The 25675-nt window shown below is 64.0% G+C and carries 28 protein-coding genes; 19 read left to right on the forward strand and 9 right to left on the reverse strand.

The window, feature by feature from the left end:
- Positions 1-2 precede the first annotated feature (2 nt).
- From JQ611_RS24760 to JQ611_RS24775, 4 genes are all read left to right on the forward strand, one after another.
- Positions 3-722 (forward strand): ABC transporter ATP-binding protein, encoded by a 720-nt coding sequence (locus JQ611_RS24760; RefSeq protein ID WP_212273355.1) that lies wholly within the window; start codon positions 3-5, stop codon positions 720-722.
- On the forward strand, positions 719-3292 hold the full coding sequence (locus JQ611_RS24765) for an ABC transporter permease (protein WP_212466850.1): 2574 nt from the start codon (positions 719-721) through the stop codon (positions 3290-3292). The genes JQ611_RS24760 and JQ611_RS24765 overlap by 4 nt, the downstream gene beginning before the upstream one ends.
- A gap of 245 nt (positions 3293-3537) precedes the next feature.
- Complete coding sequence (locus JQ611_RS24770; protein ID WP_212267666.1) at positions 3538-4329, forward strand: Bax inhibitor-1/YccA family protein; 792 nt, start codon at positions 3538-3540, stop codon at positions 4327-4329.
- A gap of 83 nt (positions 4330-4412) precedes the next feature.
- On the forward strand, positions 4413-4952 hold the full coding sequence (locus JQ611_RS24775; protein ID WP_212466851.1) for a GNAT family N-acetyltransferase: 540 nt from the start codon (positions 4413-4415) through the stop codon (positions 4950-4952).
- A gap of 143 nt (positions 4953-5095) precedes the next feature.
- Here the strand turns inward: JQ611_RS24775 and JQ611_RS24780 are convergent, their stop codons facing one another.
- The 3 genes from JQ611_RS24780 to acnA all read right to left on the reverse strand — a co-directional run bounded on the left by JQ611_RS24780 (position 5096) and on the right by acnA (position 9741).
- Positions 5096-5467, reverse strand: a complete 372-nt coding sequence (locus JQ611_RS24780) for a DUF2794 domain-containing protein (RefSeq protein WP_211999183.1) — start codon at positions 5465-5467, stop codon at positions 5096-5098.
- Positions 5468-5972: 505 nt separating this feature from the next.
- The gene (locus JQ611_RS24785; protein ID WP_212267662.1) at positions 5973-6734 is read right to left on the reverse strand and encodes a thioredoxin family protein; all 762 of its coding nucleotides are present in this window, start codon (positions 6732-6734) and stop codon (positions 5973-5975) included.
- Between the two features lie 286 nt (positions 6735-7020).
- Entirely contained in the window at positions 7021-9741 is a 2721-nt protein-coding gene (acnA, locus tag JQ611_RS24790; RefSeq protein ID WP_212389398.1) for an aconitate hydratase AcnA, read from the reverse strand.
- Positions 9742-9967: 226 nt separating this feature from the next.
- On the opposite strand from acnA, the gene ccmA reads away from it, so the two are divergent.
- The 6 genes from ccmA (at position 9968) to JQ611_RS24820 (ending at position 13393) form a co-directional block, all read left to right on the forward strand.
- A complete protein-coding gene (gene ccmA / locus JQ611_RS24795; protein ID WP_212466852.1) occupies positions 9968-10570 on the forward strand; it encodes a heme ABC exporter ATP-binding protein CcmA in 603 nt (200 codons plus the stop codon).
- Positions 10567-11235, forward strand: a complete 669-nt coding sequence (gene ccmB, locus JQ611_RS24800) for a heme exporter protein CcmB (protein WP_212389400.1) — start codon at positions 10567-10569, stop codon at positions 11233-11235. The genes ccmA and ccmB overlap by 4 nt, the downstream gene beginning before the upstream one ends.
- Before the next feature lie 85 nt (positions 11236-11320).
- A complete protein-coding gene (locus tag JQ611_RS24805) occupies positions 11321-12052 on the forward strand; it encodes a heme ABC transporter permease (protein ID WP_212466853.1) in 732 nt (243 codons plus the stop codon).
- 4 nt (positions 12053-12056) lie between these two features.
- Positions 12057-12236: a heme exporter protein CcmD gene (ccmD, locus tag JQ611_RS24810; protein ID WP_192739315.1), complete on the forward strand. Its 180-nt coding sequence runs from the start codon at positions 12057-12059 to the stop codon at positions 12234-12236.
- The gene (locus tag JQ611_RS24815; RefSeq protein ID WP_212466854.1) at positions 12233-12820 is read left to right on the forward strand and encodes a DsbE family thiol:disulfide interchange protein; all 588 of its coding nucleotides are present in this window, start codon (positions 12233-12235) and stop codon (positions 12818-12820) included. The genes ccmD and JQ611_RS24815 overlap by 4 nt, the downstream gene beginning before the upstream one ends.
- 213 nt (positions 12821-13033) lie before the next feature.
- Entirely contained in the window at positions 13034-13393 is a 360-nt protein-coding gene (locus JQ611_RS24820; RefSeq protein WP_212466855.1) for a helix-hairpin-helix domain-containing protein, read from the forward strand.
- Positions 13394-13550: 157 nt separating this feature from the next.
- Here JQ611_RS24820 and JQ611_RS24825 read toward each other — a convergent pair whose 3' ends face one another.
- Together JQ611_RS24825 and ftsY are read right to left on the reverse strand one after the other, a co-directional pair.
- A complete protein-coding gene (locus tag JQ611_RS24825) occupies positions 13551-14153 on the reverse strand; it encodes a septation protein A (protein ID WP_212267645.1) in 603 nt (200 codons plus the stop codon).
- On the reverse strand, positions 14153-15100 hold the full coding sequence (gene ftsY / locus JQ611_RS24830; protein ID WP_212267643.1) for a signal recognition particle-docking protein FtsY: 948 nt from the start codon (positions 15098-15100) through the stop codon (positions 14153-14155). The genes JQ611_RS24825 and ftsY overlap by 1 nt, the downstream gene beginning before the upstream one ends.
- A gap of 28 nt (positions 15101-15128) precedes the next feature.
- Between ftsY and JQ611_RS24835 the strand changes: the two genes are divergently transcribed.
- Complete coding sequence (locus JQ611_RS24835; RefSeq protein WP_212466856.1) at positions 15129-15851, forward strand: RluA family pseudouridine synthase; 723 nt, start codon at positions 15129-15131, stop codon at positions 15849-15851.
- Between the two features lie 105 nt (positions 15852-15956).
- Here JQ611_RS24835 and JQ611_RS24840 read toward each other — a convergent pair whose 3' ends face one another.
- The 3 genes from JQ611_RS24840 to dapF form a co-directional block, all read right to left on the reverse strand.
- A complete protein-coding gene (locus JQ611_RS24840; RefSeq protein WP_212466857.1) occupies positions 15957-16217 on the reverse strand; it encodes a hypothetical protein in 261 nt (86 codons plus the stop codon).
- Between the two features lie 187 nt (positions 16218-16404).
- Complete coding sequence (mtaB, locus tag JQ611_RS24845) at positions 16405-17670, reverse strand: tRNA (N(6)-L-threonylcarbamoyladenosine(37)-C(2))-methylthiotransferase MtaB (protein ID WP_212466858.1); 1266 nt, start codon at positions 17668-17670, stop codon at positions 16405-16407.
- A 3-nt stretch (positions 17671-17673) separates the two neighbouring features.
- A complete protein-coding gene (gene dapF, locus JQ611_RS24850) occupies positions 17674-18546 on the reverse strand; it encodes a diaminopimelate epimerase (RefSeq protein WP_212466859.1) in 873 nt (290 codons plus the stop codon).
- A 182-nt stretch (positions 18547-18728) separates the two neighbouring features.
- Between dapF and JQ611_RS24855 the strand changes: the two genes are divergently transcribed.
- Positions 18729-19496 (forward strand): GyrI-like domain-containing protein, encoded by a 768-nt coding sequence (locus tag JQ611_RS24855; RefSeq protein WP_212466860.1) that lies wholly within the window; start codon positions 18729-18731, stop codon positions 19494-19496.
- A 5-nt stretch (positions 19497-19501) separates the two neighbouring features.
- Entirely contained in the window at positions 19502-20203 is a 702-nt protein-coding gene (locus JQ611_RS24860; protein WP_212466861.1) for an SIMPL domain-containing protein, read from the forward strand.
- A 28-nt stretch (positions 20204-20231) separates the two neighbouring features.
- On the opposite strand, the gene JQ611_RS24865 is transcribed toward JQ611_RS24860, so the two are convergent.
- Entirely contained in the window at positions 20232-21296 is a 1065-nt protein-coding gene (locus JQ611_RS24865) for an MBL fold metallo-hydrolase (RefSeq protein ID WP_212466880.1), read from the reverse strand.
- Between the two features lie 345 nt (positions 21297-21641).
- On the opposite strand from JQ611_RS24865, the gene ffh reads away from it, so the two are divergent.
- The 6 genes from ffh to JQ611_RS42545 all read left to right on the forward strand — a co-directional run bounded on the left by ffh (position 21642) and on the right by JQ611_RS42545 (position 25638).
- Positions 21642-23189, forward strand: coding sequence for a signal recognition particle protein (gene ffh, locus JQ611_RS24870; protein WP_212389410.1), 1548 nt, complete (start codon positions 21642-21644; stop codon positions 23187-23189).
- A 50-nt stretch (positions 23190-23239) separates the two neighbouring features.
- Positions 23240-23572, forward strand: coding sequence for a 30S ribosomal protein S16 (gene rpsP / locus JQ611_RS24875; RefSeq protein ID WP_192739327.1), 333 nt, complete (start codon positions 23240-23242; stop codon positions 23570-23572).
- Between the two features lie 19 nt (positions 23573-23591).
- Positions 23592-24116 carry a ribosome maturation factor RimM gene (rimM, locus tag JQ611_RS24880; protein ID WP_212466862.1) on the forward strand — a complete coding sequence of 175 codons (525 nt, stop codon included), beginning with the start codon at positions 23592-23594 and terminating at the stop codon, positions 24114-24116.
- Between the two features lie 10 nt (positions 24117-24126).
- On the forward strand, positions 24127-24861 hold the full coding sequence (gene trmD, locus JQ611_RS24885; protein WP_212267616.1) for a tRNA (guanosine(37)-N1)-methyltransferase TrmD: 735 nt from the start codon (positions 24127-24129) through the stop codon (positions 24859-24861).
- 114 nt (positions 24862-24975) lie between these two features.
- A complete protein-coding gene (rplS, locus tag JQ611_RS24890; RefSeq protein WP_192739330.1) occupies positions 24976-25356 on the forward strand; it encodes a 50S ribosomal protein L19 in 381 nt (126 codons plus the stop codon).
- Between the two features lie 147 nt (positions 25357-25503).
- On the forward strand, positions 25504-25638 hold the full coding sequence (locus JQ611_RS42545) for a hypothetical protein (RefSeq protein WP_283813449.1): 135 nt from the start codon (positions 25504-25506) through the stop codon (positions 25636-25638).
- The last annotated feature ends 37 nt before the right edge of the window (positions 25639-25675 follow it).

Raw genomic sequence — 25675 nt, forward strand, 5'->3', positions numbered from 1 at the left:
CCATGGACAGTCTCATCGAACCCTCTTCACTAACCGGCCTGGAGCCGGACACCATTTCCATTTCCAACGTCAACCTCTCGCTCGGCACGGGCGCGGCACGCGTTCATATCCTGAAAGATATCAGCCTTCGTGTGGCACCGGGCGAAGCGATCGGCCTGATCGGACCGTCAGGTTCGGGAAAGTCGACCTTGCTGATGGTGATGGCGGGGTTGGAGCGGCCTGACAGCGGAGAAGTGGTAGTCAACGGCACGCCGTTCAATGCCCTCGACGAGGACGCCCTCGCCCGCTTCCGCGGCCGCCAGGTCGGCATCGTGTTCCAGTCGTTCCATCTGATCCCGACCATGACGGCGCTGGAAAACGTCGCGGTGCCGCTGGAGCTCGCCGGCAATCCCGATGCAGCCAAACGCGCCGAGCAGGAGCTGACCTCGGTCGGCCTCGGCGATCGCCTGCATCATTATCCGACGCAACTCTCCGGCGGCGAGCAGCAGCGCGTCGCGCTGGCACGCGCGCTGGCGCCCGATCCTGCGATCCTCGTCGCGGACGAACCGACCGGCAATCTCGACGAGGCGACCGGCAAGCAGATCGTCGACCTGCTCTTCACCAAGCATTCCGAGCGCGGCATGACCCTGGTGCTGGTGACGCACGACACATCATTGGCACAGCGCTGCGACCGCGTGGTGCGGCTGCGTTCAGGGCGCATCGACGGACAGTCCACTTCATGACTCTGGCGTCGGAAGCCGCTGGCGGCAGCCGCCGCTCGTCATCACTGGCCCTGCGTTACGCGTTTCGCGAACTGCGCGGCGGCCTGCGCGGCTTTTACGTGTTCATCGCCTGCATCGCGCTCGGCGTGATGGCGATCGCCGGCGTCGGTTCGGTCGCGGCCAGCCTCAGCGACGGTCTGAGCCGGGAGGGCCGCACCTTGCTGGGGGGCGACGTTGCGTTCTCGCTGATCCAGCGCGAAGCCACGCCAGAGGAGATCGCCTTCCTGCGCGCCCGCGGCGAGGTTTCGGTCGCGGCCGCCTTGCGGGTCATGGCCCGCAGCGGCGACGGCAGGCTGGCGCTGGTCGAACTCAAGGCGGTGGACGGCAAATACCCGATGCTCGGGGAGTTGACGCTTGATCCCAAGATGCCGGTGGCGGACGTGTTGGCCGAGCGCGACGGCGTATTCGGCGCGGCGGTGGATTCCGTGCTGCTGGCGCGGCTCGATCTCAAGATTGGCGACCGCATCAGCATCGGCAACGCCAACTACCAGATCCGCAGCGTGGTCAGCGCCGAACCGGACAAGCTCGCCGGCAATGTCGGGCTCGGCCCGCGCGTCCTGGTCAGCGAAACCAGTCTGCGCGCGACCGGATTGCTGCAGCCCGGCAGCCTTGTGCGCTGGATCTACCGGCTAAAATTGCCTGAGAACGCGGCCGACGAGCGCGCCGCGACCCAACTGATCGACAGCGTGCGGGCCGCGCTGCCGGAGGCGGGCTGGTGGATCCGCAGCCGCGCCAACGCCTCGCCGCAACTCGAGCGCACCATCAGCCGTTTCACCCAGTTTCTGACGCTGGTCGGCCTCGCCGCGCTCCTGGTCGGCGGCGTCGGCGTCGCCAACGCCGTCAAGAGCCATATCGACCGCCGCCGCGACGTCATCGCCTCGTTCAAGGCGCTCGGCGCCACCGGCCGCGACGTTTTCACGATCTATCTGACCCAGGTGGTCGTGCTCGCCGGGATCGGCTCCATCATCGGGCTCGTCGCCGGGGCGGCCCTGCCGTTCGTCATCGTCGGCCTGTTCGGCAAGCTGCTGCCGCTGCCGGTGATCCCTGCGCTGCATCTCGACGAGCTCGCACTGTCCTTCATCTACGGCCTGCTGACCGCGCTCGCGTTCGGGCTGTGGCCGCTCGGACGGGTGCACGACGTGCCGGTGGCGGCGTTGTTCCGCGAGGAAGTCGCCCGCGAATGGCACCGTCCGCGCTGGCGATACCTCGCCTTGATGGCCGTCGTGATTGCACTTTTGATCGCGGTTGCCATCGGCCTTGCCTACGACAAGCGCATCGCGGCCGTGTTCGTCGCGTCGTCGGTCGCGGTGTTCGCGCTGCTGCGCGGCGTCGCCGCCGGCCTGATGGCGCTGGCCCGCCGGCTGCCGCGATCGGATATCACCATGCTGCGGCTGGCGATTGCCAACATCTACCGTCCCGGCGCGCTGACGCCCTCGGTCGTGATGTCGCTGGGCCTTGGCCTGGCCGTCCTCGTCACCATCACCCAGATCGACGGCAATCTGCGCCGCCAGTTCCTGGCGGCGTTGCCGGACCGCGCGCCCTCGTTCTACTTCATCGACATCCCGACCTCGGAAGCCGATCGCTTCGGCGCGTTTCTCAAGCAAACTGCGCCGCAATCGACCGTGGAGGATGTGCCGATGCTGCGCGGACGCATCGTCGCGGCGCGCGGCGTCAAGGCCGACGAGCTCAAGCCAACGCGGGATACCGAATGGGTGCTGCAGAGCGACCGCGGCCTGACCTATACGGCCGACATCCCCAAGGGCTCGAAAGTCGTCGAGGGCGATTGGTGGAGCGCAGACTATCGCGGGCCGCCGCTGGTCTCGATGGAGAAAAAGATCGCCGACGGAATGAAGCTCAAGATCGGCGACGAGATCGTCGTCAATGTGCTGGGCCGCGACATCCCGGCGAAGATCGCCAATCTGCGCAACGTCGACTGGCAGGGCCTCGGCATCAATTTCGTGCTGGTGTTCTCGCCCAACGCCTTCAAGGGCGCGCCGCACACCCATGTCGCGACCCTGTCCGAGGCTCACCCGGATCCGGCCGGCGACGCCCGGATCATCAAGCAGGTCGCCGACGCGTTCCCGATGGTGACCAGTGTGCGGGTCCGCGAGGCGCTGGACACGATCGGCACCGTTGTCACCAATCTGACGCTCGCGATTCGCGGCGCCAGCGCCGTGACGCTGATCTCGGCCATCCTGGTGCTGGGCGGGGCGCTCGCCGCCGGCCATCGCCACCGGGTCTACGACGCGGTGATCCTGAAGACCCTGGGCGCGACGCGGGTGCGGCTGCTTGGCGCCTACGCGCTGGAATACCTGATGATCGGCCTGGCCACGGCGGTGTTCGGCGTGATCGCAGGCTCGGTCGCGGCCTGGCTGATCGTGACCCGGATGATGACGCTGAGCTTCATCTGGCAGGCCGGCAGCGCTGCCGGCGTTGTCGCCGCGGCCCTGATTGTCACGGTAGGCCTCGGACTCGCCGGCACGTTGCTGGCCCTGAACCAGAAGCCGGCCAGCGTGCTGCGAAATTTGTGACAATTTGTAGCGGGCGGCAAGGCCGCGTTAACGCTGCTTTTGCTGGAAAATAGCGATCTAGAGCGACATTCAGCCGCGCGTGGAAGCTTGCAGCGAATGTGTTAGTTTCCCACATACCAGCCTGGGACAGAGGCCGGTTTGATGACACCGAATTAATGTCAGCAAATCGCGGCCTTTGGGCTAGATATTCTAACCGGCGACGCAAACCCCTTGCGATCCGCCGGGCAACCAACGGGAATTCGACCATGTCGGACCTAGACCGTAACTACGCTTCTCCTTTCGGCCGGGCCGCCGGACGCGTCGATGCCGCGGCCGTCGATGCCGGTCTGCGCGCGTACATGCTGCGCATCTACAATTACATGTCGATCGGCCTGGCCATCACCGGTCTGGCGGCGCTCGGCGTCTATATGATGGCGGTGACCCCGGATCAGTCGGCCGGCGTCGCCAAGTTCGGCAGGGAGTTCCTGACGCCGTTCGGCTACGCGATGTATGTCAGCCCGCTGAAGTGGCTGTTTATCCTCGCGCCGCTGGTCATGGTGTTCGCGATCTCGTTTGGCATCAACCGGCTGAGGCCCGCGACGGCGCAATTGCTGTTCTGGGCGTTCGCGGCGCTGATGGGCGTATCGCTGTCGTCGATCTTCCTGGTGTACACCCACACCTCGATCGTGCGGGTGTTCTTCATCACGGCGGCGACCTTCGGCGCGCTGAGCCTCTACGGCTACACCACCAAACGTGACATGAGCGGCATGGCGTCGTTCCTGTTCATGGGCCTGATCGGCATCATCATCGCGAGCGTGGTCAACATCTTCCTCGGCAGCTCGATGCTGCAGTTCATCATCTCGGTGGTGGGCGTGCTGGTGTTCGCGGGCCTCACCGCCTATGACACCCAGCGGCTGAAGAACGACTACATCTACGGCTATGCCTCGCAGGGCGGTGACATTGCGGAAAAGGCGGCGATTACCGGCGCACTTTCGCTCTACCTGAACTTCATCAACCTGTTCACGCTGCTGCTGCAGCTGCTTGGCCAGCGCGACTAGCGCTCCAGCCCAGCCAAAGAATTGAAGCCCCGGCCTCGCGGCCGGGGCTTTTCTTTTGCGGCCAGCAAAAATAATCTGTCACCATGTCTACTCCCGATATCAGGCCCGCCACCGAGGCCGACCTCCCCTTTGTCACCGAAATCTACGAGCACGCGGTGCGCTACGGCACCGCGACATTCGAGCTGATCCCGCCCGATCTCGCCGAGATGACCCGGCGGTTCCGCGCGCTGATGGAAGGGGGTTTCCCGTATTTCGTCGCCGCGGTGGAAGGCCGGGTGATCGGATATGCCTATGCAGGCCCCTACCGCCCTCGGCCGGCCTATCGCTTCACGGTGGAGAACTCGGTCTATCTGCAGCCGGCGACCCACCGCCGCGGCATCGGCCTGCTGCTGCTGCAGCGGCTGATCGCCGAATGCGAAGCGCGGGGCTACCGGCAAATGATCGCCGTCATCGGCGATTCCGCCAACGCCGGCTCGATCGGCGTCCACACCAAGACCGGCTTCCAGATGATCGGGACACACCCCTGCGTCGGTCTCAAATTCGGACGCTGGCTGGACACGGTGATGATGCAGCGCGCGCTCGGCGAAGGCGCCACGACGGTACCGGCGGATTCGGAAGCTTAGAATCGCAGGGTGGGCAAAGCGCAAGCGCGCCCACCATTCGAGGCGACGGTCCAGATAGTTGGTGCGCACGGCGCAAACGCGCCTTTGCCCACCCTGCGCGGCTGGACACAAAATCGCGAAAACAACCCCATGCACAGTAGAGTCTAGACAACCGCCAGCTTGCGATCGATCACCAGCAGCACGCGCTCCAGCTCATGGCCGCGGCGCAGGATCAGCCCCGTCGCCGAGATCACGCTGTACATGCCCTGCTTGCGCGCCAGCCGCGGATCCTTCTCGATGCGATAGATCGGGACTTCGGAGGCGCGGCGGAACACCGAGAACACCGCGCGGTCCTTCAGGAAGTCGATGGCATAATCGCGCCACTCGCCATCGGCGACCATGCGGCCGTACAGATTGAGGATGCGATTGAGCTCCAGGCGATTGAACGTAACGCTATTCGGCAGCGGACTTGCAGTGGCGGTGCGCGCCACTGCGCGACTCCCGCTTGGATCAGTGTCCTCCGACATCGAACTCATCGAGCGCCTCCTGTCGTCTCCGGCATGGCCTTGTTCCGAAAAACCTGTCCCTGATTTTCGGGATCATGACAATGACATGATCGCGCTAACCGCCGGGCACCGCAAGGCCCTTTGAAATTGCGACGGAAACCGCGACAGACCGTCCGGCAACGCCGGAAATACCGAGTCACGGGAACGTTAGAGGAATCATATTGCTGCCCCACTTCCGCCCATCGCCCGCCCCGCTGGCTTGCGACAAGTGAATCCTGCGTTGACCCGGTCCTTTCGGTTCCGGATTCCTCAGCCCCCAGCCCCCCGGGGCCGTCGGGATCGGGTCTGTTCGCAGGGGAGCTTTCTCCCGCACTGGGCCAACGAAAGTTGGTCCTTTTTCTTTTGGGGGGTGCGCTTCATCACTGTTGTCGTTCCGGGGCGCGGAAAGCGCGAGCCCGGAATCCATAACCACGATAATGCGTATGGATTCCGGGCCTGCGCCAAGTGGCGCATCCCGGAATGACGACGGGAGAAATCAGCGCAGCGGCGTGTAGGCCGCGCCCAGCATCGGGCCGGGCTTTTCGCGATTGCCGTCCTGGACATAGACGACCGCGGCATCGACGCCGTCGCGGGAGATGTTTTCGAGCGGAACGGTCCAGCTTCCGGAATTGCCGTTCCAGTCCCCGACCTTCAGGATGTTGCGCACCACATTGTAGTAGGTGACCTGGCGGCCGCGGTTTTCACCGCGCCCGATCGAGATCGGTACCGCCTTCGAGACCGAGCAAATCCAGACTTCGCCCTGCGATGAAGTCGGCGCGTTGCTCGCCGCCACCGACACGTTGATGTGCTTGCCGGACAACGTCATCGTCACCGGCACCGACATCACGCCGGCGGCTCTCTGGGTGTGCTGGATTGCGCTGTCGATGCCTGCACGATCGCTGCCGACCACCTTCGCCGAACCGTTGACGATGACCTGCGGCGTGTAGACGTCGCGATCGCCACGCATTTGCGAATAGGCTTTCTGACGCGCGCTGAAGCGCGAGTCCGCCAGCGTATCCTTCCAGCCCAGATAATCCCAATATTCGATCGGCATGCTCAGCGCGATCACGTTGGGATCCTTGGCAAGCTCGCCAATGATCTCGTCGGCCGGCGGGCACGACGAGCAGCCTTGCGAGGTGAACAGCTCGACGACCGCGCGCGGGTCGGCATGAGCGGGACGGATAATCGCGACAATGGCACAGACGCCAAGCGCACTCGACCATCGCGAAATCGAACTATTGGCCATCATCGCTGTCATACTGCGAACCGGTCCTGGCGATTTCTATCCGTATTTGTACGGGGCATGATTTTCTATCCCTAAGCGCGCACCCCAGACGCAAGAAAGCGGCCTTTTCATAGGCCGCCTTCTTCCCGGTCGCTACTCACGTAGCAGTGAGGCACCGATCACAAATCCGCGTTTCAAGCGTTTTCAAGCGAAGCATGCCCCCGGACTTGATCCGGGGGTGGATACCGGTTCGCATAGCAATCGAGTTTACGCAGATTGCGTAGACTTATCTGCGGTAGAAAACGCGCCAAAACAGAACTCAAGCCGCAAGCTTGCGCAGCACATAGTGCAGAATGCCGCCGTTGCGGTAGTAGTCGAGCTCGTCGAGCGTATCGATGCGGCAGAGCAGCGAAACGCGCTGCAGCGAACCGTCGCCGGACACGATTTCCGCGGTCAGCTTCTGGCGCGGCTTCAAATCGCCCTGCAGGCCGCGGATCGTCACCTTCTCGTCGCCCTTCAGCCCGATCGATGTCCAGGACTGACCGTCCTCGAAGGTCAGCGGCAGCACGCCCATGCCGACCAGGTTGGAGCGATGGATGCGCTCGAAGCTCTGGCAGATCACGGCGCGGACGCCGAGCAGCCTGGTGCCCTTTGCCGCCCAGTCGCGTGACGAGCCGTTGCCGTATTCGGCGCCGGCGAACACCACCAGCGGCACCTGCTCGGCCTGGTACTTCATCGCCGCGTCGTAGATCGACATCTGCTCGCCGTCGGGCCAATGTTTTGTCAATCCGCCTTCCGGAATGTTTCCATCAGCGCCTTTGAGCATGAAGTTCTTGATGCGGATATTCGCAAAAGTGCCGCGCATCATGATCTCATGGTTGCCGCGCCGCGTGCCGTACTGGTTGAAGTCGGCCGGACGCACCTGATGCTCCGACAGGTATTTTCCAGCCGGAGAGGTCAGCTTGATCGAACCGGCCGGCGAGATGTGGTCGGTGGTGATCTTGTCGCCGAACATCGCCAGAATCCGCGCATCGACCACGTCGACGATCGGTTCCGGCTCCTTCTTCATGCCTTCGAAGTAGGGCGGGTTCTGCACATAGGTCGAGCTCATGTTCCAGCGATAGGTCTCGCTCTCGACCGTCTTGATCTTGCGCCAGTTGGTATCGCCCTTGAACACGTCGGCGTAGCGCTTCTTGAAGATCGTCGCGGTGACGAACTTCTTCATATAGGCGTTGATTTCCTTGGTGGTCGGCCAGATGTCCTTCAGGAACACCGGCTTGCCGTCCTTGCCTTCGCCGATCGGCTCGACCGAAAGGTCCTTGGTCACGGTGCCGGCCAGCGCATAGGCGACGACCAGCGGCGGCGAGGCGAGATAATTCGCCTGCACGTCCGGCGACACGCGGCCTTCGAAATTTCGGTTACCCGACAACACGGCAGCGGCGACGATGCCATTGTCGTTGATCGACTTCGAAATATCCTCCGGCAGCGGGCCGGAATTGCCGATGCAGGTAGTGCAGCCGAAGCCGACCAGGTTGAAGCCGACCTTGTCGAGATCGAGCTGCAGTCCGGAGTTGGACAAATATTCCGCGACCACCTGGCTGCCCGGCGCCAGCGAGGTCTTGACCCATGGCTTGGCCTTGAGGCCCTTGGCGGCGGCGTTGCGGGCCAGCAGGCCTGCGCCGATCAGCACGCTCGGGTTCGACGTGTTGGTGCAGGAGGTGATCGCGGCGATCACGACGTCGCCATGGCCGAGATCGAAATTGCGGTTCTCGACGGCGTAGCGATGCGAGGCATCCGCCGCCTTCTTGTATTCGCTGGTCATCGCCGCGGAGAAGCCCGCGGCGACCGCCGGAAGTGCGACGCGGCCTTCGGGGCGCTTCGGTCCGGCCATCGAGGGCACCACGTCGGCAAGATCGAGCGTCAGCGTTTCCGTGAACACCGGATCGGCCGATTTGGCGGTGCGGAACAGGCCCTGCGCCTTGGCGTAGGCCGCGACCAATTTCACGCGATCGGCCTTGCGGCCCGAGGTTTTCAGATAATCGATGGTCGCGGCATCGACCGGGAAGAAGCCGCAGGTCGCGCCATATTCCGGCGCCATGTTGCCGATCGTCGCCTTGTCCGCGACCGACAGATAATCAAGGCCGGGGCCGTAGAATTCGACGAACTTTCCGACCACGCCCTGCTTGCGCAGCATCTGCGTCACGGTCAGCACCAGGTCGGTGGCGGTGACGCCTTCCTTCATCTGGCCCTTGAGCTTGAAGCCGATCACTTCGGGCAGCAGCATCGACTGCGGCTGGCCGAGCATCGCAGCTTCCGCCTCGATGCCGCCAACGCCCCAGCCCAGCACGGCGAGACCGTTGACCATCGTGGTGTGCGAATCGGTGCCGACCAGCGTGTCGGGATAGGCGACTTCGAAAGTGCCGGTCTTCCTGCCGACCGTCATCTTCTCCTTGCGGGTCCACACCGTCTGGGCGAGGTATTCGAGATTGACCTGGTGACAGATGCCGGTGCCGGGCGGCACCACCGAGAAATTCGTGAACGCCTTCTGGCCCCACTTCAGGAACTCGTAGCGCTCCTGGTTCTGCTTGTATTCCTCGACCACGTTCTTGCCGAACGCCTTGTTGTCACCGAAGAAATTGACGATCACGCTGTGGTCGATGACGAGGTCGACCGGCACCAGAGGGTTGATTTTTGCGGCATCGCCGCCGAGCGCCTGCATCGCGTTACGCATCGCGGCGAGATCGACCACCGCCGGCACGCCGGTGAAATCCTGCATCAGCACGCGTGCGGGGCGAAACGAGATTTCATGCTCGAGCTTGCGGGTTTTCAGCCATTTCGACACCGCGACGATGTCGGCCTTCTTGACCGTACGATCGTCTTCAAAACGCAGCAGGTTTTCCAGCAGCACCTTCATCGAATAGGGGAGCTTGGAAATTCCCTTCAGACCGTTCTTCTCGGCGGCGGGCAGGCTGTAATACACGTAGGTCTTGCCACCGACCTTGAGGGTCTTGCGGCATTTGAAGCTGTCGAGCGAGGTCATGTCAGGAAATCCCAATTCTCAGTTATACCCGGCAAAGGGTATTTAAACACCGTCAGCGCGGTCGGCTTACCGGCTTGCGGCCGCCGGTTGTGTGCTGCATCAAGTTCCGGGCTTATAGAATCTTTCTAGATGCGCCGCCACAACCACGATCGTGCTGCAGCATTGCGCGACCCAAAAATTCTGATGCGGTACCCCAAGGTTTTCTGAAGGGCCGTAACGAGGCAAGATGCGGCTCAGAGGACGCCAGATCGATTGTGTGCGGGGTGGGCGCGCGGTGTTTTCCGGGCTCGATTTCGAGGCCGCATCCAGCCACGCGCTCGCCGTCGTCGGTCCCAACGGGTCCGGCAAGACGTCGCTGCTGCGGCTGATCGCGGGCTTGCTGGTGCCGGCAGGCGGATCGGTCGCGCTGGAAGGCGGCGCGGACGAGCTGACGCTGCCCGAACAGACCCATTATCTCGGCCATCGCGACGCACTAAAACCCGCGCTCAGCGTGCTCGAAAACCTGTCGTTCTGGCGGGATTTTCTGGGCGGGGATGCCAGCGATCCCCATGAATGCCTCGCCAAAGTGGGGCTCGCGCACGCCACGCATTTGCCGGCCGCGTATCTGTCGGCCGGCCAACGGCGGCGGTTGTCGATCGCCCGGCTGCTCGTGGTGCGGCGGCCGGTCTGGCTGCTGGACGAGCCGACCTCGGCAGTCGATGCCGCCGGGCAGGATCTGTTCGCTGGCCTGATGCGCGACCACCTCGCGCGCGGCGGCATCATCGTCGCGGCCACCCATGCGCCGCTCGGGATCGAGGCGGGCGAATTGCGGATGGGAGGAAGCGCATGACCGCCCTTGCCGCGCTGATTCGACGCGACATCAGGATCGCGCTGCGCGTCGGCGGCGGCGCGCTGATCGGCGTGCTGTTCTTCCTCACCGTCACCGTGCTGATGCCGTTTGCGCTCGGGCCCGACCTGGCGCTGCTGACGCGGCTCGGGCCCTCCATTCTCTGGCTCGGCGCGCTGCTGGCCAGTCTGCTCACGCTCGACCGCCTGTTCACGTCAGACCACGAGGACGGCTCGCTCGATCTGATCGTGATGGGCCGGACGCCGCTGGAACTGGCCTGTGCTGCGAAGGCGCTGGCGCACTGGCTCGCCGCAGGGCTGCCGCTGATTATCGCGACCCCCGTGCTTGGGCTGATGCTCAATCTCGACGCCACCGCGACCTCGGCCGTGGCGCTGACGCTGCTGGTGGGAACACCGGCACTGACTTTTATCGGCATGATCGGCGCCGCGCTGGCGGTGACGCTGCATCGCGGCGGGTTGCTGCTCGCGGTGCTGGTGCTGCCGCTGTCGATCCCGGTGCTGATTTTTGGCGTTGCGGCGTCGCAGGCCGCCATATCGGGACCGCTGCCGTTTGGAACACCGTTTTCGATCCTGTGCGCGATCTCGCTGGTGAGTTTCGTGATCGGACCGTTTGCCGCAGCCGCCAGCCTGCGGCACGGGCTGGACTAGATAACTTGATGCATGCCGATCAACACTTGATGGAACAGAACAAGCCGCATTGCCTGCCCCGCCGCCGCCGACTATCAGGATTGCCATGACGCTGACCGACCTCGCCAACCCCACCAAATTCCTGTCGCTGACGGCGCGCCTATTGCCGTGGCTGGCGGGCGCCACCGCGATCCTGCTGATCATCGGCTTGTACCAGGCAGCAATGGCGCCCGACGATTATCAGCAGGGCGCCACCGTCAAGATCATGTTCATCCACGTGCCCAACGCGTGGCTGTCGATGTTCGTGTGGGGCGTCATGAGCCTTGCGGCGCTGGGCACGCTGGTGTGGCGGCATCCACTCGCCGACGTCGCTGCGAAAGCGGCCGCCCCGATCGGCGCTGCCTTCACATTTCTCGCGCTGGTCACCGGCTCGCTGTGGGGCCGGCCGATGTGGGGCACCTATTGGCAATGGGATGCGCGGCTCACCTCGGTGCTGATCCTGTTCCTGATGTATCTCGGCCTGATCGCACTGTGGCGCGCGGTGGACGATCCGTCGCGGGCGGCGCGGGCGGCGGCGATCCTCACACTGGTCGGCGCGCTCAATTTGCCGATCATCAAATTCTCGGTCGACTGGTGGAACACGCTGCATCAGCCGGCCTCGGTGCTGCGGATGGGAGGCTCCACGCTCGACCGCGCCTTCCTGATTCCGTTGCTGGTGATGGCGGTTGGATTTTCGCTGCTGTTCGTCACGCTGCATCTGGCGGCGATGCGCAACGAGATCCTGCGCCGCCGCGTGCGCAGCTTGCAGATCATGCAAGCCAGCCAACAGGCCGCGTGACGCGATGGCGCTCGGTCCCTATGCCTCCTTCATCGTGACGTCCTATGCGCTGGTCGCCGCGGTGGTCGCTATCCTGATTGCCTGGATCGCCATCGATTTTCGCCGCCAGAAGGCGCGCCTGCGCGAGCTCGAGGCCAGCGGCATCACCAGGCGTTCCGGCCGCAGTGCGGCGGATATAAGATGAGCGGGCCGGCGGCGTCCGACGCACCGCGGCAACGCCGGCGCTGGCTGGTGACGCTGCCGCTGATCGGTTTCATGGCGGTGGCCGGGCTGTTCCTACTGCGGCTGCACGGCGGCGATCCCTCCATAATTCCATCCGCCCTGATCGGCCGCCCGGCGCCGCAGACCGCGCTGCCGGCGCTGGCAGGCCTGGTCGACAACGGCATCGCCATTCCCGGGCTCGACCCGGCGGCCTTCAAGGGCAAGGTCAGCGTCGTCAACGTCTGGGCGTCCTGGTGCGTGCCATGCCATGACGAGATGCCGCTGCTAACCGCTCTGGCCAAGGACAAGCGGCTGCAGATCGTCGGCATCAACTACAAGGATTCCCCCGACAACGCCCGCCGCTTCCTCGGTCGCTACGGCAACCCCTTCAGCATGGTCGGCGCCGACAGCAATGGCCGCGGCTCGATCGAATGGGGCGTCTATGGCGTGCCCGAGACCTTTGTGGTCGGCCGCGAAGGCACCATCGTCTACAAACTGGTCGGGCCGGTGACGCCGGCCAATGTCGATACCGTGCTGAAGGCAGAGATCGAGAAGGCGTTGCGGTGACGCTCGTCATTCCGGGATGGTCCGAAGGACCAGAACCGGAATCACGAGTTTCCGGGTTCATCGCTGCGCGATGCCCCGGAATGACGGCGCGGAAATTTCGCGCGCAAATAATTTCCAGCTTTTATCTGCCGTTCATTTGCCGGCCATGGCGCCGCCACGAATTCGAAGCTAGCTTGATAGCGTTACTTAAACCGTCCTTGGAGGGACACTTCTATGCGTCATTTCACGCTCGCTTCTCTTCTCGCAACTGCGCTCACGATCGGCCTGATGACGGCAACCCCGTCCATGGCCCAGACCGCACAGCCGGCGACCAAATCCGACAGCAAGATGGCTCCCGCGCCGAAGGCTCCGGAGTCGAAGATGGCGCCGGCTCCGAAGGCCGATCTGCTCGACATCAATTCGGCGACCGCCGACCAACTCGAGGCGTTGGCGGGGATCGGCAAGGCCTATTCCGCCAAGATCATCGCGGGCCGCCCCTACAAGGGCAAGGACGATCTGGTGCACAAGAACATCGTCCCGCAGGCGACCTACGACAAGATCAAGGACCACGTGATCGCCAAGCAGAAGAGCTGATTTTTCTTACCTCTCCCCGCTTGCGGGGAGAGGTCGACGCGCACTTGCGCGGCGGGTGAGGGGGTACAGGTCCCTCGGCAATCTTTGCTCGGAGAGAGGCCTCTCACCCCAACCCTCTCCCCGCAAGCGCGGGGCGAGGGAGTCAGAGCGGTGCCAGCTAACCCTTCCTCACATCTCCCGCGTCCGCCTCGCTGGCCTCCAGCGAGGCCGGCTCCAGATGGTAGCGTTTGGTCAGCGGCATCTGGGCGATCGCAAAGATCATCGTCAGCGGAATCACGCCGAACGCCTTGAAGCCCACCCAGAAATCGGTCGACTGGGTGCGCCAGATGAATTCGTTCAAAAGCGCCATCCCGAGAAAGAACAGCGCCCAGCGCAGGGTGAGGATGCGCCAGCCCTGCGGCGTCAGATTGAACATCTGATCGAACATGATGGCGATGAAGGAGCGGCCGAACAACAGGCCGCCGCCGAGGATCGCGGCGAACAGGCCGTAGATGATGGTCGGCTTCACCTTGATGAAGGTCTCATCGTGCAGCACCAGGGTCAGCGTGCCGAACACGATGACGATGACGCCGGTGACGATCGCCATCATGGGTACATGCTTCGTCACCACATAGGACGCGACCATCGCAGCGATGATCGCCACCATGAACGCACCGGTGGCGACGAACAGACCGAATTTGGCGTTGGCGACAAAGAATACGAGCAGCGGACCGAGTTCGGTCGCGAGCTTGAACAGCGGATGCGGCTGGGTCTTGTCCATTACGAGTCAATCCCTGCAATCGCGTTCGCAAAATCCCGCGCGGTGAACGGCGCCAGATCGTCGACGCCTTCGCCGACCCCGATGAAGTGCACCGGCAGTTTGAATTTCTCCGACAGCGCCACCAGGATGCCGCCCCGCGCGGTGCCGTCGAGCTTGGTCATCACAAGGCCGGTGACGCCTGCGGTACGATGAAAAGCCTCGACCTGCGACAGCGCATTTTGTCCCACCGTGGCGTCGAGCACCAAGAGCACCGCATGCGGGGCCGAGGCATCGACCTTCTTGATGACGCGAACGACTTTTTCGAGTTCCTTCATCAGCTCGGCCTTGTTCTGCAATCGCCCGGCGGTGTCGACCAGCAGCACGTCTGTCTTCTGCTCCTGCGCTGCCGTCAGCGCATTGAAGGCGAGGCTGGCCGAGTCCGATCCCTGCGCGCCCGCAATCACGGGCGATTTGGTCCGCTCGCCCCAGACTTTCAACTGCTCGATCGCGGCGGCGCGGAACGTGTCGCCCGCCGCCAGCATCACCTTGCGGCCCTCGGCGCTGAGTTTCGCCGCCAGCTTGCCAATGGTGGTGGTCTTGCCGGAACCGTTGACCCCGACCACGAGAATGACGAACGGCTTTTGGGCGGCGTCGATCACCAGCGGCTTGGCCACCGGCGCCAGCACCTTCTCGACCTCGGTCGCGACCACCGCCTTGACCTCGTCCGCCGAGATCGCCTTGTCGTAGCGGCCGGCGCCGACGGCGTCCGCGATCCGCACTGCGACCTCGGTGCCGAGATCGGCGCGCAGCAGCACATCCTCGATATCATCTAGCATGGCGCGGTCGAGCTTGCGCTTGGTGACGAGGTCGGCAACGGCTGACCCGATCGAACTCGAGGTCCGCTTCAGGCCGCTCGAAAGCCGCCGCCACCAGCTCAGTTTGGGAGTTCCGGGAGTGGTATCGCTCATGTCGGACGTGTGTTAGCGGTTTCGCGCCATGAACGAAAGCCACAACAAACTCATTGAAATTGCGGACCTGACCGCGGAAGAAATTCAGGCCCGCGTGCTCCACCGCGACGGGCTGATGCTGGTCATCGACAAACCCTGCGGGCTACCGGTGCATCGCGGCCCCAAGGGCGGCGCCAATCTGGAAACCTCGTTCGACGGGTTGCGATTCGGCCTGCCGCGGCCGCCGGTGCTCGCACACCGCCTCGACAAGGATACCTCCGGCTGTCTCGTGCTGGGACGCCATCGCAAGGCCACGGCCTCGCTCGGCCTGTTATTCAAGCACGGCAAGATCGGAAAGACCTATTGGGCCGTCGTCGAAGGCGGACCTGCCGAAGATGAAGGCACCATCGACATGGCGCTCGGCCGGCTCAACGTCGAGCGCGGCTGGTGGCAGAAGCCGGATCCAGATGGTCAAAAAGCCGTCACAAACTGGAAAGTGCGCGGCCGCGGCAATGGCCTCGCCTGGCTCGACCTGGAACCGGTCACCGGCCGCACCCATCAATTGCGCGTGCACACATCGGCCACGGGCTGGCCGATCGTCGGCGACAACATCTACGGCAACGGCCCCCGCTTCGGCGAGCCGCGCCTGCATCTGCATTCCCGCGAGATCGTGATTCCGATTTCAAGGAACAAGGAACCGGTCCGCGTGGTCGCGCCGGCGCCGGAGCATATGCAGGAGCGGCTCAGGGCCTGCGGGTGGAACGGGAAGTAGCGGCTTTTACCCCTATCCCCTTGCTGGCTACTTCTGCGGATAGCCGAGACGCCACTGTAGGCATCATAAGGGTCAGCTTTATCCCGTTGACGATTCTGGCAAACGCTAAATCGTATCGCGTTTGCGGCGTTCCAAAGCGTCATTATATCGCTTGATCCGAGCCTGTTCTGCCGCCTTCGACTGCGCGACGCACTCCGCCAAAAACGAGCGAACGTTGGTGGTGTCTTTCCCAGCACGATTCATTTCGGCGATCATTTCGGCCCAATAATCGCAAGGAGGAGGGAACGCCACATTGAAACCGGCAAACGTTTTCGATGGCACAGATACCGTCGCAACGACAGCAATCACCGAAGCTAGTCGTATCAAATGCTGTTCCTTCGTCCATGCGGAAGATGTTTCATCGGCTCATCCTATACCACATCTGACCCTTTGCGCACATGCCAGGGACGCTCAGCCGATGTCAGCATTGGCTCCGCGGGTTCTGTGCGCGCGGACAGAAACCCCTCATCCGGCGCTTCGCGCCACCTTCCCCCACAAGGAGAGAAGGAAGAATTCACACCGTCAGCCGCGCGCCGTCATGGCCGATCATCGTCAGCGCCCGCACCGCGCCCGGCATTTCCCCCGCAATCGCCACCGGCAAAAAATGCTCCGTCCGCCCCTGCCTGCCACTCTCGATCAACACCTGTCGCGTTGCGCCGATCTCCGACACCAGCCGCTTCCGCAGCGCCGCGTCACCCGTCGCACGCAACCGCTTCGCCCGTTCCTTGATGGCCTCGCCCGCGACCTGCGGCATCCGCGAGGCCGGCGTGCCCGGACGCTTGGAATAGGGAAATACGTGCAGGAAGGTGAGATCGCACTCATCCACCAGGTCTTGCGAACGCGCGAACATCTCTTCCGTCTCGGTCGGAAAGCCCGTGATGATGTCGGCGCCGAGCGCGATGTCCGGCCGCAGCCGCCGCACCTGCGCGCAGAATTCGATGGCATCGCTGCGTGAATGCCGCCGCTTCATCCGCTTCAGAATCAGGTCGTCGCCGGACTGCAGCGACAGATGCAGATGCGGCATCAGGCGTTCATCATCCGCAATGACGTCGAGCAGGTCGCGGTCGGCCTCGATCGAGTCGATCGAAGAAATCCGCAAGCGCTTCAGTTCCGGCACATGCCGCAAGATCTGCTTTGTCAGCTGGCCCAGTTTTGGCGTGCCCGGCAGATCGGCGCCATAGCTCGTGAGATCCACGCCCGTGAGCACGATTTCGGCGTGGCCGCGCTCGACCAGCGCGCGGACCTGGTCGACAACAGCGCCCATTGGCACCGAGCGCGAATTGCCGCGGCCGTAAGGAATGATGCAGAAGGTGCAGCGGTGGTCGCAGCCGTTCTGCACCTGTACGAACACCCGCGGCAGACCGCTCTGAAAGCCTTCCAGCAGATGCGGCGCCATCTCGGTGACCGCCATGATATCGGCGACCGCGATCTTCTCGCTGGCGGCGATGCCGAAGCCGGAATCGAACGCCGCACGCGCGCTGCGCCAGGCCGCGCCGCGCATCTTCTCGTCATTGCCGACGACGCGATCGACCTCAATCATGCCGGCAAACATTTCAGGCTGGGTCTGCGCCGCGCAGCCGGTGACGACGATGCGCGCGCCGGGCCGCTCGCGCTTCAGCCGCCGGATCGATTGCCGCGCCTGCGCCACCGCCTCGTTGGTGACCGCGCAGCTGTTGATGACGATGGTATCGGAAAGGCCCGCGCTCTCCGCCTCGTGCCGGATCACTTCGGATTCGAACGCGTTGAGGCGGCAGCCAAAGGTGAGGACGTCGACGCCCATCGCTCAGGCGACGCTGGCGAACAGCGCCGGATCGAAGCGGCCTTCATATTCGAAAACGGCCGTGCCGGTCATCAGCACATGATCGTCGCGCTCGCGCCATTGGATCGAGAGCTTGCCGCCCGGCAGCGACAATTCGACAATGCGGTTGGTGCGCTTCAACCGCGCCGCCGCGACCGCGGTGGCGCAGGCAGCCGAACCGCAGGCCCTGGTCAGGCCGGCGCCGCGTTCCCACGTGCGCATCGTGATGTGATCGCGATCGACGATATGGGCGAGCGTGATGTTGGCGCGATCGGGGAAAATCGGGTGATTTTCCAACAGCGGTCCGAAGCGCTCGAGATCATAGGCGTTGACGTCGTCGACCCAGAAGATCGCGTGCGGATTACCCATGTTGACGACCGACGGCGAATGCAGGATCGGCGCGTCGATCGGCCCGACCTGCAGTTCGATGTAACGCGTGTCGCGAAACTCTTCGGCCAGCGGAATATCCTGCCAACCGAACTTCGGCACGCCCATGTCGACCGTGTAGAGATCGGGCTGCGGCCCCTGCCAGCAATTCAACAGACCCGAGCGGGTCTCGAAGGTCACAGCGGTCTGGCCGGTCTTCTCGAACAGCCGCCGCACCACGCAGCGCATGCCGTTGCCGCAGGCGCCGGCCTCGGAGCCGTCATTGTTGTAGATGCGGATGAAGGCCTCGGTGCCCTCCAGCCGCGGCGGCTGCAATACCATCAACTGGTCATAGGGGACGCCGGCGGGCGAGGCGACGGCGCGCGCGTCCTCCGCCGTCACCTTGGCCGGCTTGTCGCGCAGATCGACCACGACGATTTCGTTGCCGATACCGTTCATCTTGGCGAATGCGTGATTGGCCAGCGCGCTCATGGAATTTCCCAATTTCTGCCTGTCTTATATGGCCAATAATGGCCGATTGCCTAGTACGCAGGGGTCCATGACGCATCTGTCATGGGACGAAGGCGGACCTTGCATGTTAGGTATGGCGGCGTCTTTGCGGGCGTGAGCCGGGACACACCGCGACCGCTTGGGATGGATGGAGAATGCCTAAAATGAACCGTATCAGCCGTTTCCGCTCGGCCATGGCCGCGCTGATCCCGATGGTAGCAATCGCGGTGGGCGGCCCTGCGTTGGCGCAAGCGCCGGCACCAGCCGCCTCACCAGCTGCCAGCCCCTCCGCGGCACCGGCACCCGCCGTTTCTGCTTCCCCTGCCCCGGCGGAGACGCCTTCGCCGGCGGCATCCGCGATCCCGGCACCGGGAACCTCCCCCGCGCCGGTGGCAAGCCCGTCCGCTGCCCCCTCACCGCCACCCGCGGCCGCCCAGACGCCGGCCACGCCCCCTGCGGCCGTTCAGACCGCCGATCCCTTCGGTGAGCAGTTCACGCTGGAGCCCAGGAAGGTGGTGGTCATGAAGGGCACCGCCAATTGGGACTCGGCGTTCGACACCCTGATCGATTCGTTCAAGGCGCTGAACGCGCTGCTCGACAAGCAGGGCATCAAGGCAGCGGGCAATTCGATGATCGTCTACACCTCGACCGACGATAGCGGCTTTACGTTCCTGGCTGAAATTCCAGTCGACCAGGAGCCGAAGAACCTGACCAAGGACATGAGCATCGGCAAATCGCCCGAGGGCAAAGCCCTGAAGTTTGTCCATCGCGGCTCCTACGACAACATGGACAACACCTATGAGGCGATCACCAATCACCTCGACGACAAGAAACTTGAAGCAAAAGACACCTTCGTCGAGGAATACATTACCGACCCCCTGAAGACCGCAGAGGACAAGCTGGTGATCAATGTTTACGTGCCGCTGAAGTGAGAGACATGAAGCATCCGCTCGCATTTGTTATCACCGCAGCCGTGCTGGTGGCCACGCCCGCGCTGGCGCAGACAGCGCCGCCGCCCGCCATCTCCGTGACCGGCGAAGCCAACGTCTCGGTGGCACCCGATCAGGCGCAGATCGATGGCGGTGTTACCACTGACGCCAAGACCGCGCGCGAGGCGTCCGACGCCAATAACGCGGCGATGGGCAAGGTGCTGCTGGCGCTGAAAGGTGCCGGGATCGACGAAAAGGATTACCAGACCTCGCGGCTGTCGCTGCAGCCGCAATATGCGACTTCGTCCAAAACCGCGGAGCGGCCAGGCGTCGTTGGGTTCCGCGCCAGCAACCGCGTCACGATCAAGGTCCGCGACGTCACCAAGGTCGCAGGCGTGATCGACGTGCTGGTTGGCGCCGGCGCCAACGAGATCGGCGGCATCAATTTCATCGTAACGCAGCCGTCCAAGCATCTGGACGAGGCCCGCGAGAAGGCGATCGCGGACGCGCGCCGCAAGGCCGATATCTATGCCAGGACCGCCGGCGTCACGCTCGGCGAACCGATCAGCATTTCCGAGGAAGGCGCGCCCAGCCCGATGTTCCGCAGCAAAGTCGCCGGCGGCATGGCCGCATCCGCGCCGGTGGCGCAAGGCGAAGAGACGCTGTCGGTTTCGGTGAGCGTATCCTGGGCGATCAAGCCGAAGGAATAACGGGACGACGGGATAGTTGGCGCGGCGACTAAACCTCGAATACCTGCCCGGGCTTCAGCGTGGCAAACCGCTCGCGCGGAATCTTCGCTTCGTCCAGCGCTTCGCCCAGCGCAATCACTGGCGCGTCGATCGCCTCGTCGGTGAGCTGGTACGTGCCGTGATGATGCGCCAGTGCCGTTTGCGCCCCGCAATCGGCCAGCGCCTTCACGGCGTCCGACGGGTTCATGTGCTGGTCGCGCATGAACCAGCGTGGCTCATAGGCGCCGATCGGCAGGATCGCCAGCCGCAGCGGGCCATGTGCTTCGGCGACCCGGCGAAAATGCTTGCCGTCGCCGTAGCCGGAATCGCAGACGATGTAGAGTTTGCCAACGGGCGTCTCCAGCACAAAACTCGCCCACAGCGCCTTGTTGCGGTCGAACAGCCCGCGCGCCGACCAATGACGCGTCGACACCAGCGTCACGGCGATGCCGTTGCCGAGTTCGACGCGATCCTTCCAGTCGAACGCTTCGACTTTGATCGCCGAATCCGCGTCGCGCATGGTGACGTCATTGCCGAGCGGCGTGATCACGCGCGGCGAAAACGTTTTCGCAAGCCTCGACAGCGTCGCCAGATCGAGATGGTCGTAATGGCCGTGCGACACCAGCACGACATCGATCTTCGGCAGCGCGTCGAACGCAATGCCGGGATCGTTGTGGCGCTTCGGCCCGGCCCAGCTGAACGGCGAGGCCCGCATCGACCACACCGGATCGATCAGGATGTTGAGGCCTCCAGTCTGGATCAGCCAGCTCGCATGGCCGACGAACGACAACCGTACCTTGTTGCCATCAACGCGCGGCGGCGGCGTATCGGCGTGCGCACTTGGCACCCAATCCGGCCAGCTCGCGCGCTGCCGGCCGCCGCCGAACTGCCATCGCAGCACCTCGGCCAATGATTTCGGCGGCGAACCATCCGGATCGAAGAAGGTCAGGCCGTCGAAATGATCGGAAGCAGGGCCGTCATAGGTTTTCATGCGGGACATCCAGACAGACGGCGCACCGACGGCCAGACCGAGACCGGCGAGCACTGCAAAGACACGGCGGCGGGTGATGGGCACGGGCGCGATCACATAGGGCGGCAAGGGACAACGGGTACGGGGCGTTATATGGCGTTCGCGGACGAAGTTGGAACCCGCGGCGGAGAGAACGCTCACCGGCCCGCCATTTCGACATAATATAGCTACTTCAATGCTTTAAGTCCGAGACACCAGGGCATTTCGTCCTAGTTTCCCCTTGACTTTGATGGCTTCCGGGCGTTTAACCCCGGCACTTCTCGGAAAGACGTTCTTTTCGACCCGCCGCCCGGCCCTAGAGACCGGAGGCCAACGCCCGACAGCGCGATGCGCCCTCGGGCGTAATCGTGTTTGGAAATTCGTCCTGAGGCAGGACAGAGGATAACGGCATTGTTCGACAATCTGTCGGAAAAGCTTGGTGGGATACTCGATCGGCTGACGGGCCGCGGTGCGCTGTCCGAAAAGGACGTCGATGCCGCGATGCGCGAGGTGCGCCGCGCGCTGCTCGAGGCCGACGTCTCGCTCGACGTCGTCAGAAGCTTTATCGACCGCGTACGCGAGCAGGCCATCGGCGCCACCGTCGTCAAGTCGGTCACACCCGGCCAGATGGTGGTCAAGATCGTCCATGACGAACTGGTCGCCACGCTTGGCGCCGACGGCCAGACCATCGACCTCAATGCAGTGCCGCCGGTCGCGATCATGATGGTCGGCCTGCAAGGCTCCGGCAAAACCACCACGACAGCAAAACTCGCGCGCCGCATGACCCAGCGCGACAAGCGCAAGGTGTTGATGGCCTCGCTCGACATCTATCGCCCCGCGGCGATGGAACAGCTCGCAGTGCTCGGGCGCGATCTCGACATTCCCACGCTGCCCATTGTCGCCGGCCAGAAGCCGGCGCAAATTGCAAAACGCGCATTGGAAGCCGCCAAGCTCGGCGGCTACGACGTGGTGCTGCTCGACACCGCCGGCCGCACCACGCTCGACGAAGAGATGATGTCGGAAGCGGCGGAAATCAAAACCGTCGCCAGCCCGCATGAAGTGCTGCTGGTCGCGGATTCCCTGACCGGCCAGGACGCGGTCAACCTCGCGCGCGCCTTCGACCAACGCGTCGGCCTGACCGGCATCGTGCTGACACGGGTGGATGGTGACGGCCGCGGCGGCGCCGCGCTGTCGATGCGCGCGGTCACGGGAAAACCGATCAAGCTGATCGGCACCGGCGAAAAAACCGACGCGCTGGAAGATTTCCACCCCAGCCGTATCGCCGGCCGCATCCTCGGCATGGGCGACGTGGTGTCGCTGGTCGAAAAAGCGGCGGCGAATATCGACGCCGAAAAGGCGGCGCGCGTCGCCGAGAAAATGCGCAAGGGTCAGTTCGACCTGGCCGACATGCGCGAGCAATTGCTGCAGATGGCGAACATGGGCGGCATCAGCGGGCTGATGGGCATGATGCCCGGCATCGCCAAGATGAAAAACCAGATCGCCAACGCCGGGATCGACGACAAGATCATCAAACGCCAGGTCGCGGTGATCGATTCGATGACGCGGCAGGAACGCAAGAGCCCCGACCTCCTGAAAGCCAGCCGCAAGAAGCGCATCGCGGCCGGCGCCGGCGTCAAGGTCGAGGAAGTCAACAAGCTGCTGAAGATGCACCGGAACATGGCCGACATGATGAAGGCGATGGGTTCGGGCAAGCGCGGCCCGATGGCCGGCATCGCGCAGGCGATGGGCTTTGGCGGCGGCGGCATGCCGTCGGCCGAACAGATGAAGGCGCTGGCGGAGAAGATGCCCGGTGGCGCCGGGCCCGGCGGCATGCCCGCGCTGCCGAAGGATATTCCGGTGGGCTTGCGTCAGGGCCTGCCGAATTTGCCCGGGCTCACGGGCCTCAGCGGCAAGCCGACGCTGCCGGGCCTCGGCGGATTCCCCGGCAAGAAGAAATAATCGCGATCAATTCACTCTCATCACATCAAACCAAACTTACGGAGAATACAATGTCAGTCGTTATCCGCCTCGCTCGCGCAGGCACCAAGAAGCGCCCGGTCTATCACGTCGTCGTCGCCGACTCGCGCTTTCCCCGCGACGGCCGCTTCATCGAGCGTCTCGGCCATTTCAATCCGCTGCTGCCGAAGGACAACGAAGCCCGCCTGAAGCTCGACATGGACAAGGTCAAGTCCTGGCTCGCCAAGGGCGCGCAGCCGTCCGACCGCGTCACCCGCTTCCTCGATGCCGCCGGTGTCGTGAAGCGTGCCGCGCGCAACAACCCGGAAAAGGCCGTGCCGCGCAAGGAGCGCAAGGCCGCTGCCGAAGCCGCCGCGAAGTCATAAGCGTTAGCGGCGCGGGGCGGTGGCAGCACCGATTTGTGTCGCCCGGATCGGCGCCGCGCATGGCGTGCGCGGCGCGGTGAAACTGTGGACGTTTACCGAAGACCCGCTGGCCGTAAGGGATTACGGCCCGCTGACGACCAAGGACGGCGCGCGCCAGTTCGAGGTGACGCATGCCCGTGAGGCGAAAGATCATCTGGTCGCCACGATCAAAGGCGTCGCCACCCGCGAGGACGCCGAACGCCTCAACGGCATCGAGCTCTATATCGCGCGCGACAAGCTGCCTGAGACCGACCACGACGAATATTACCACGCCGATCTGATCGGGCTCGCCGCGGTCAATGCCGCGAACGAACCGCTCGGCCGCGTCACCGCGATCCATAATTTTGGCGCCGGCGACATCATCGAGATCGCACCACCGCAGGGCCCGACGATGCTGCTGCCGTTCACCAATGCCGTGGTGCCGACGGTCGACCTTGCGGCCGGCCGCGTCGTGATAGAACTGCCCAAGGAAATTGAAGGCGGCGACGTTCCGACGCTTACGTGATGGGTTTTGAATGACCTGTTCTGAAAGTCCCTGGCGCGCCACCATCCTCACGCTATTCCCGGACATGTTTCCGGGCCCGCTCGGCGTTAGCCTGGCGGGCAAGGCGCTGGCTTCCGGGCTGTGGGCGCTGGAAGCCCGCGACATCAGGGCATCGGCCACCGACCGCCACCGCAGCGTTGACGACACGCCGGCTGGCGGCGGGCCCGGCATGGTGCTGCGCGCCGACGTGTTGGCCGCCGCCATCGATGCTGCGGATACCAGCCAGTCTCGTCCGCGCCTCCTGATGAGCCCCCGAGGTCGGCCATTGACCCAGTCCCGGGTCATCGAGCTCGCCGCTGGCCCAGGGCCGCTGATCGTCTGCGGCCGGTTCGAGGGCATCGACGAGCGGGTCATTGCGGCCCGCGGGCTCGATGAGGTCTCGATCGGCGATTACGTGCTGTCCGGCGGTGAAGTCGCCGCCATGGTGCTGGTCGACGCCTGTGTGCGGCTTTTGCCGGGGGTGATGGGAAAACAGGCCTCGGGGACCGAGGAGAGCTTTTCCGAGGGACTACTGGAATACCCTCAATATACCCGCCCGCAGGAGTTCGAGGGCCGGACGATCCCGGAAATCCTCACTTCCGGCGACCATGCCAAGGTCGCCGCCTGGCGTCAGGCCGAGGCTGAAGCCCTGACCAGGGCGCGGCGGCCGGATTTGTGGGCGATTAAGACCCGCCAAAAACGCCCAAAAAGCACGACAGACGGGTGACAAGCGCGCTTTGATGCCTTATACGGGCGCCAAATCCGCAGCATACAGCAGGATAGATGGACGTTCGCGCAGCCCGCGCTGGACTGGCTGGGCGCGCCGCCGATGGAGATTTCAATGAACATCATTCAACAGCTCGAAAAAGAGCAATTCGACAAATTGGCCGCGACCAAGTCGATCCCCGAGTTCGGCCCCGGCGACACCGTGATCGTCAACGTCAAGGTGGTCGAAGGCGAGCGCACCCGCGTGCAGGCCTATGAAGGCGTTTGCATCGGCCGGTCCGGCGGCGGGCTCAATGAGAGCTTCACCGTCCGCAAGATTTCCTACGGCGAAGGCGTGGAACGCGTCTTCCCGGTGATGTCGCCGATGATCGACTCGATCAAGGTGGTGCGCCGCGGCAAGGTGCGTCGCGCCAAGCTGTATTACCTGCGCCAACTGCGCGGCAAGTCGGCCCGCATCGTCGAGAAGACCGAGCGCGCGACCGCCGTCGGCGAGTAATTCGTCTCCTGCAGGGGGATGTGACCAAAAGCGCGGGGTTTTGCCCCGCGCTTTTTTTGTTGGGCCTTTCGTCATTGCAACGGCTCGCAATGACGGTGGATATAAACGCATATCGCGCTTAGATACCTCATGTGCTATGAGGCTAGAATGGTTCCAGATCAAACCAGCTTTGCAGGCCGGCGCATCGATCCCTTCGTGATCGACGACCGTTCGCGCCTGCCCGGCCGTTTCTTCGGACGCTTTGCGACCTCGGCGACGTCAGAGCTTAGCTGCGGCCTTTGATGCCGCGCTGACTGCCCGTTGCTTGCGCTGATAACCG

Source organism: Bradyrhizobium sp. AUGA SZCCT0182 (assembly GCF_018130185.1).
Classification (GTDB): domain Bacteria; phylum Pseudomonadota; class Alphaproteobacteria; order Rhizobiales; family Xanthobacteraceae; genus Bradyrhizobium.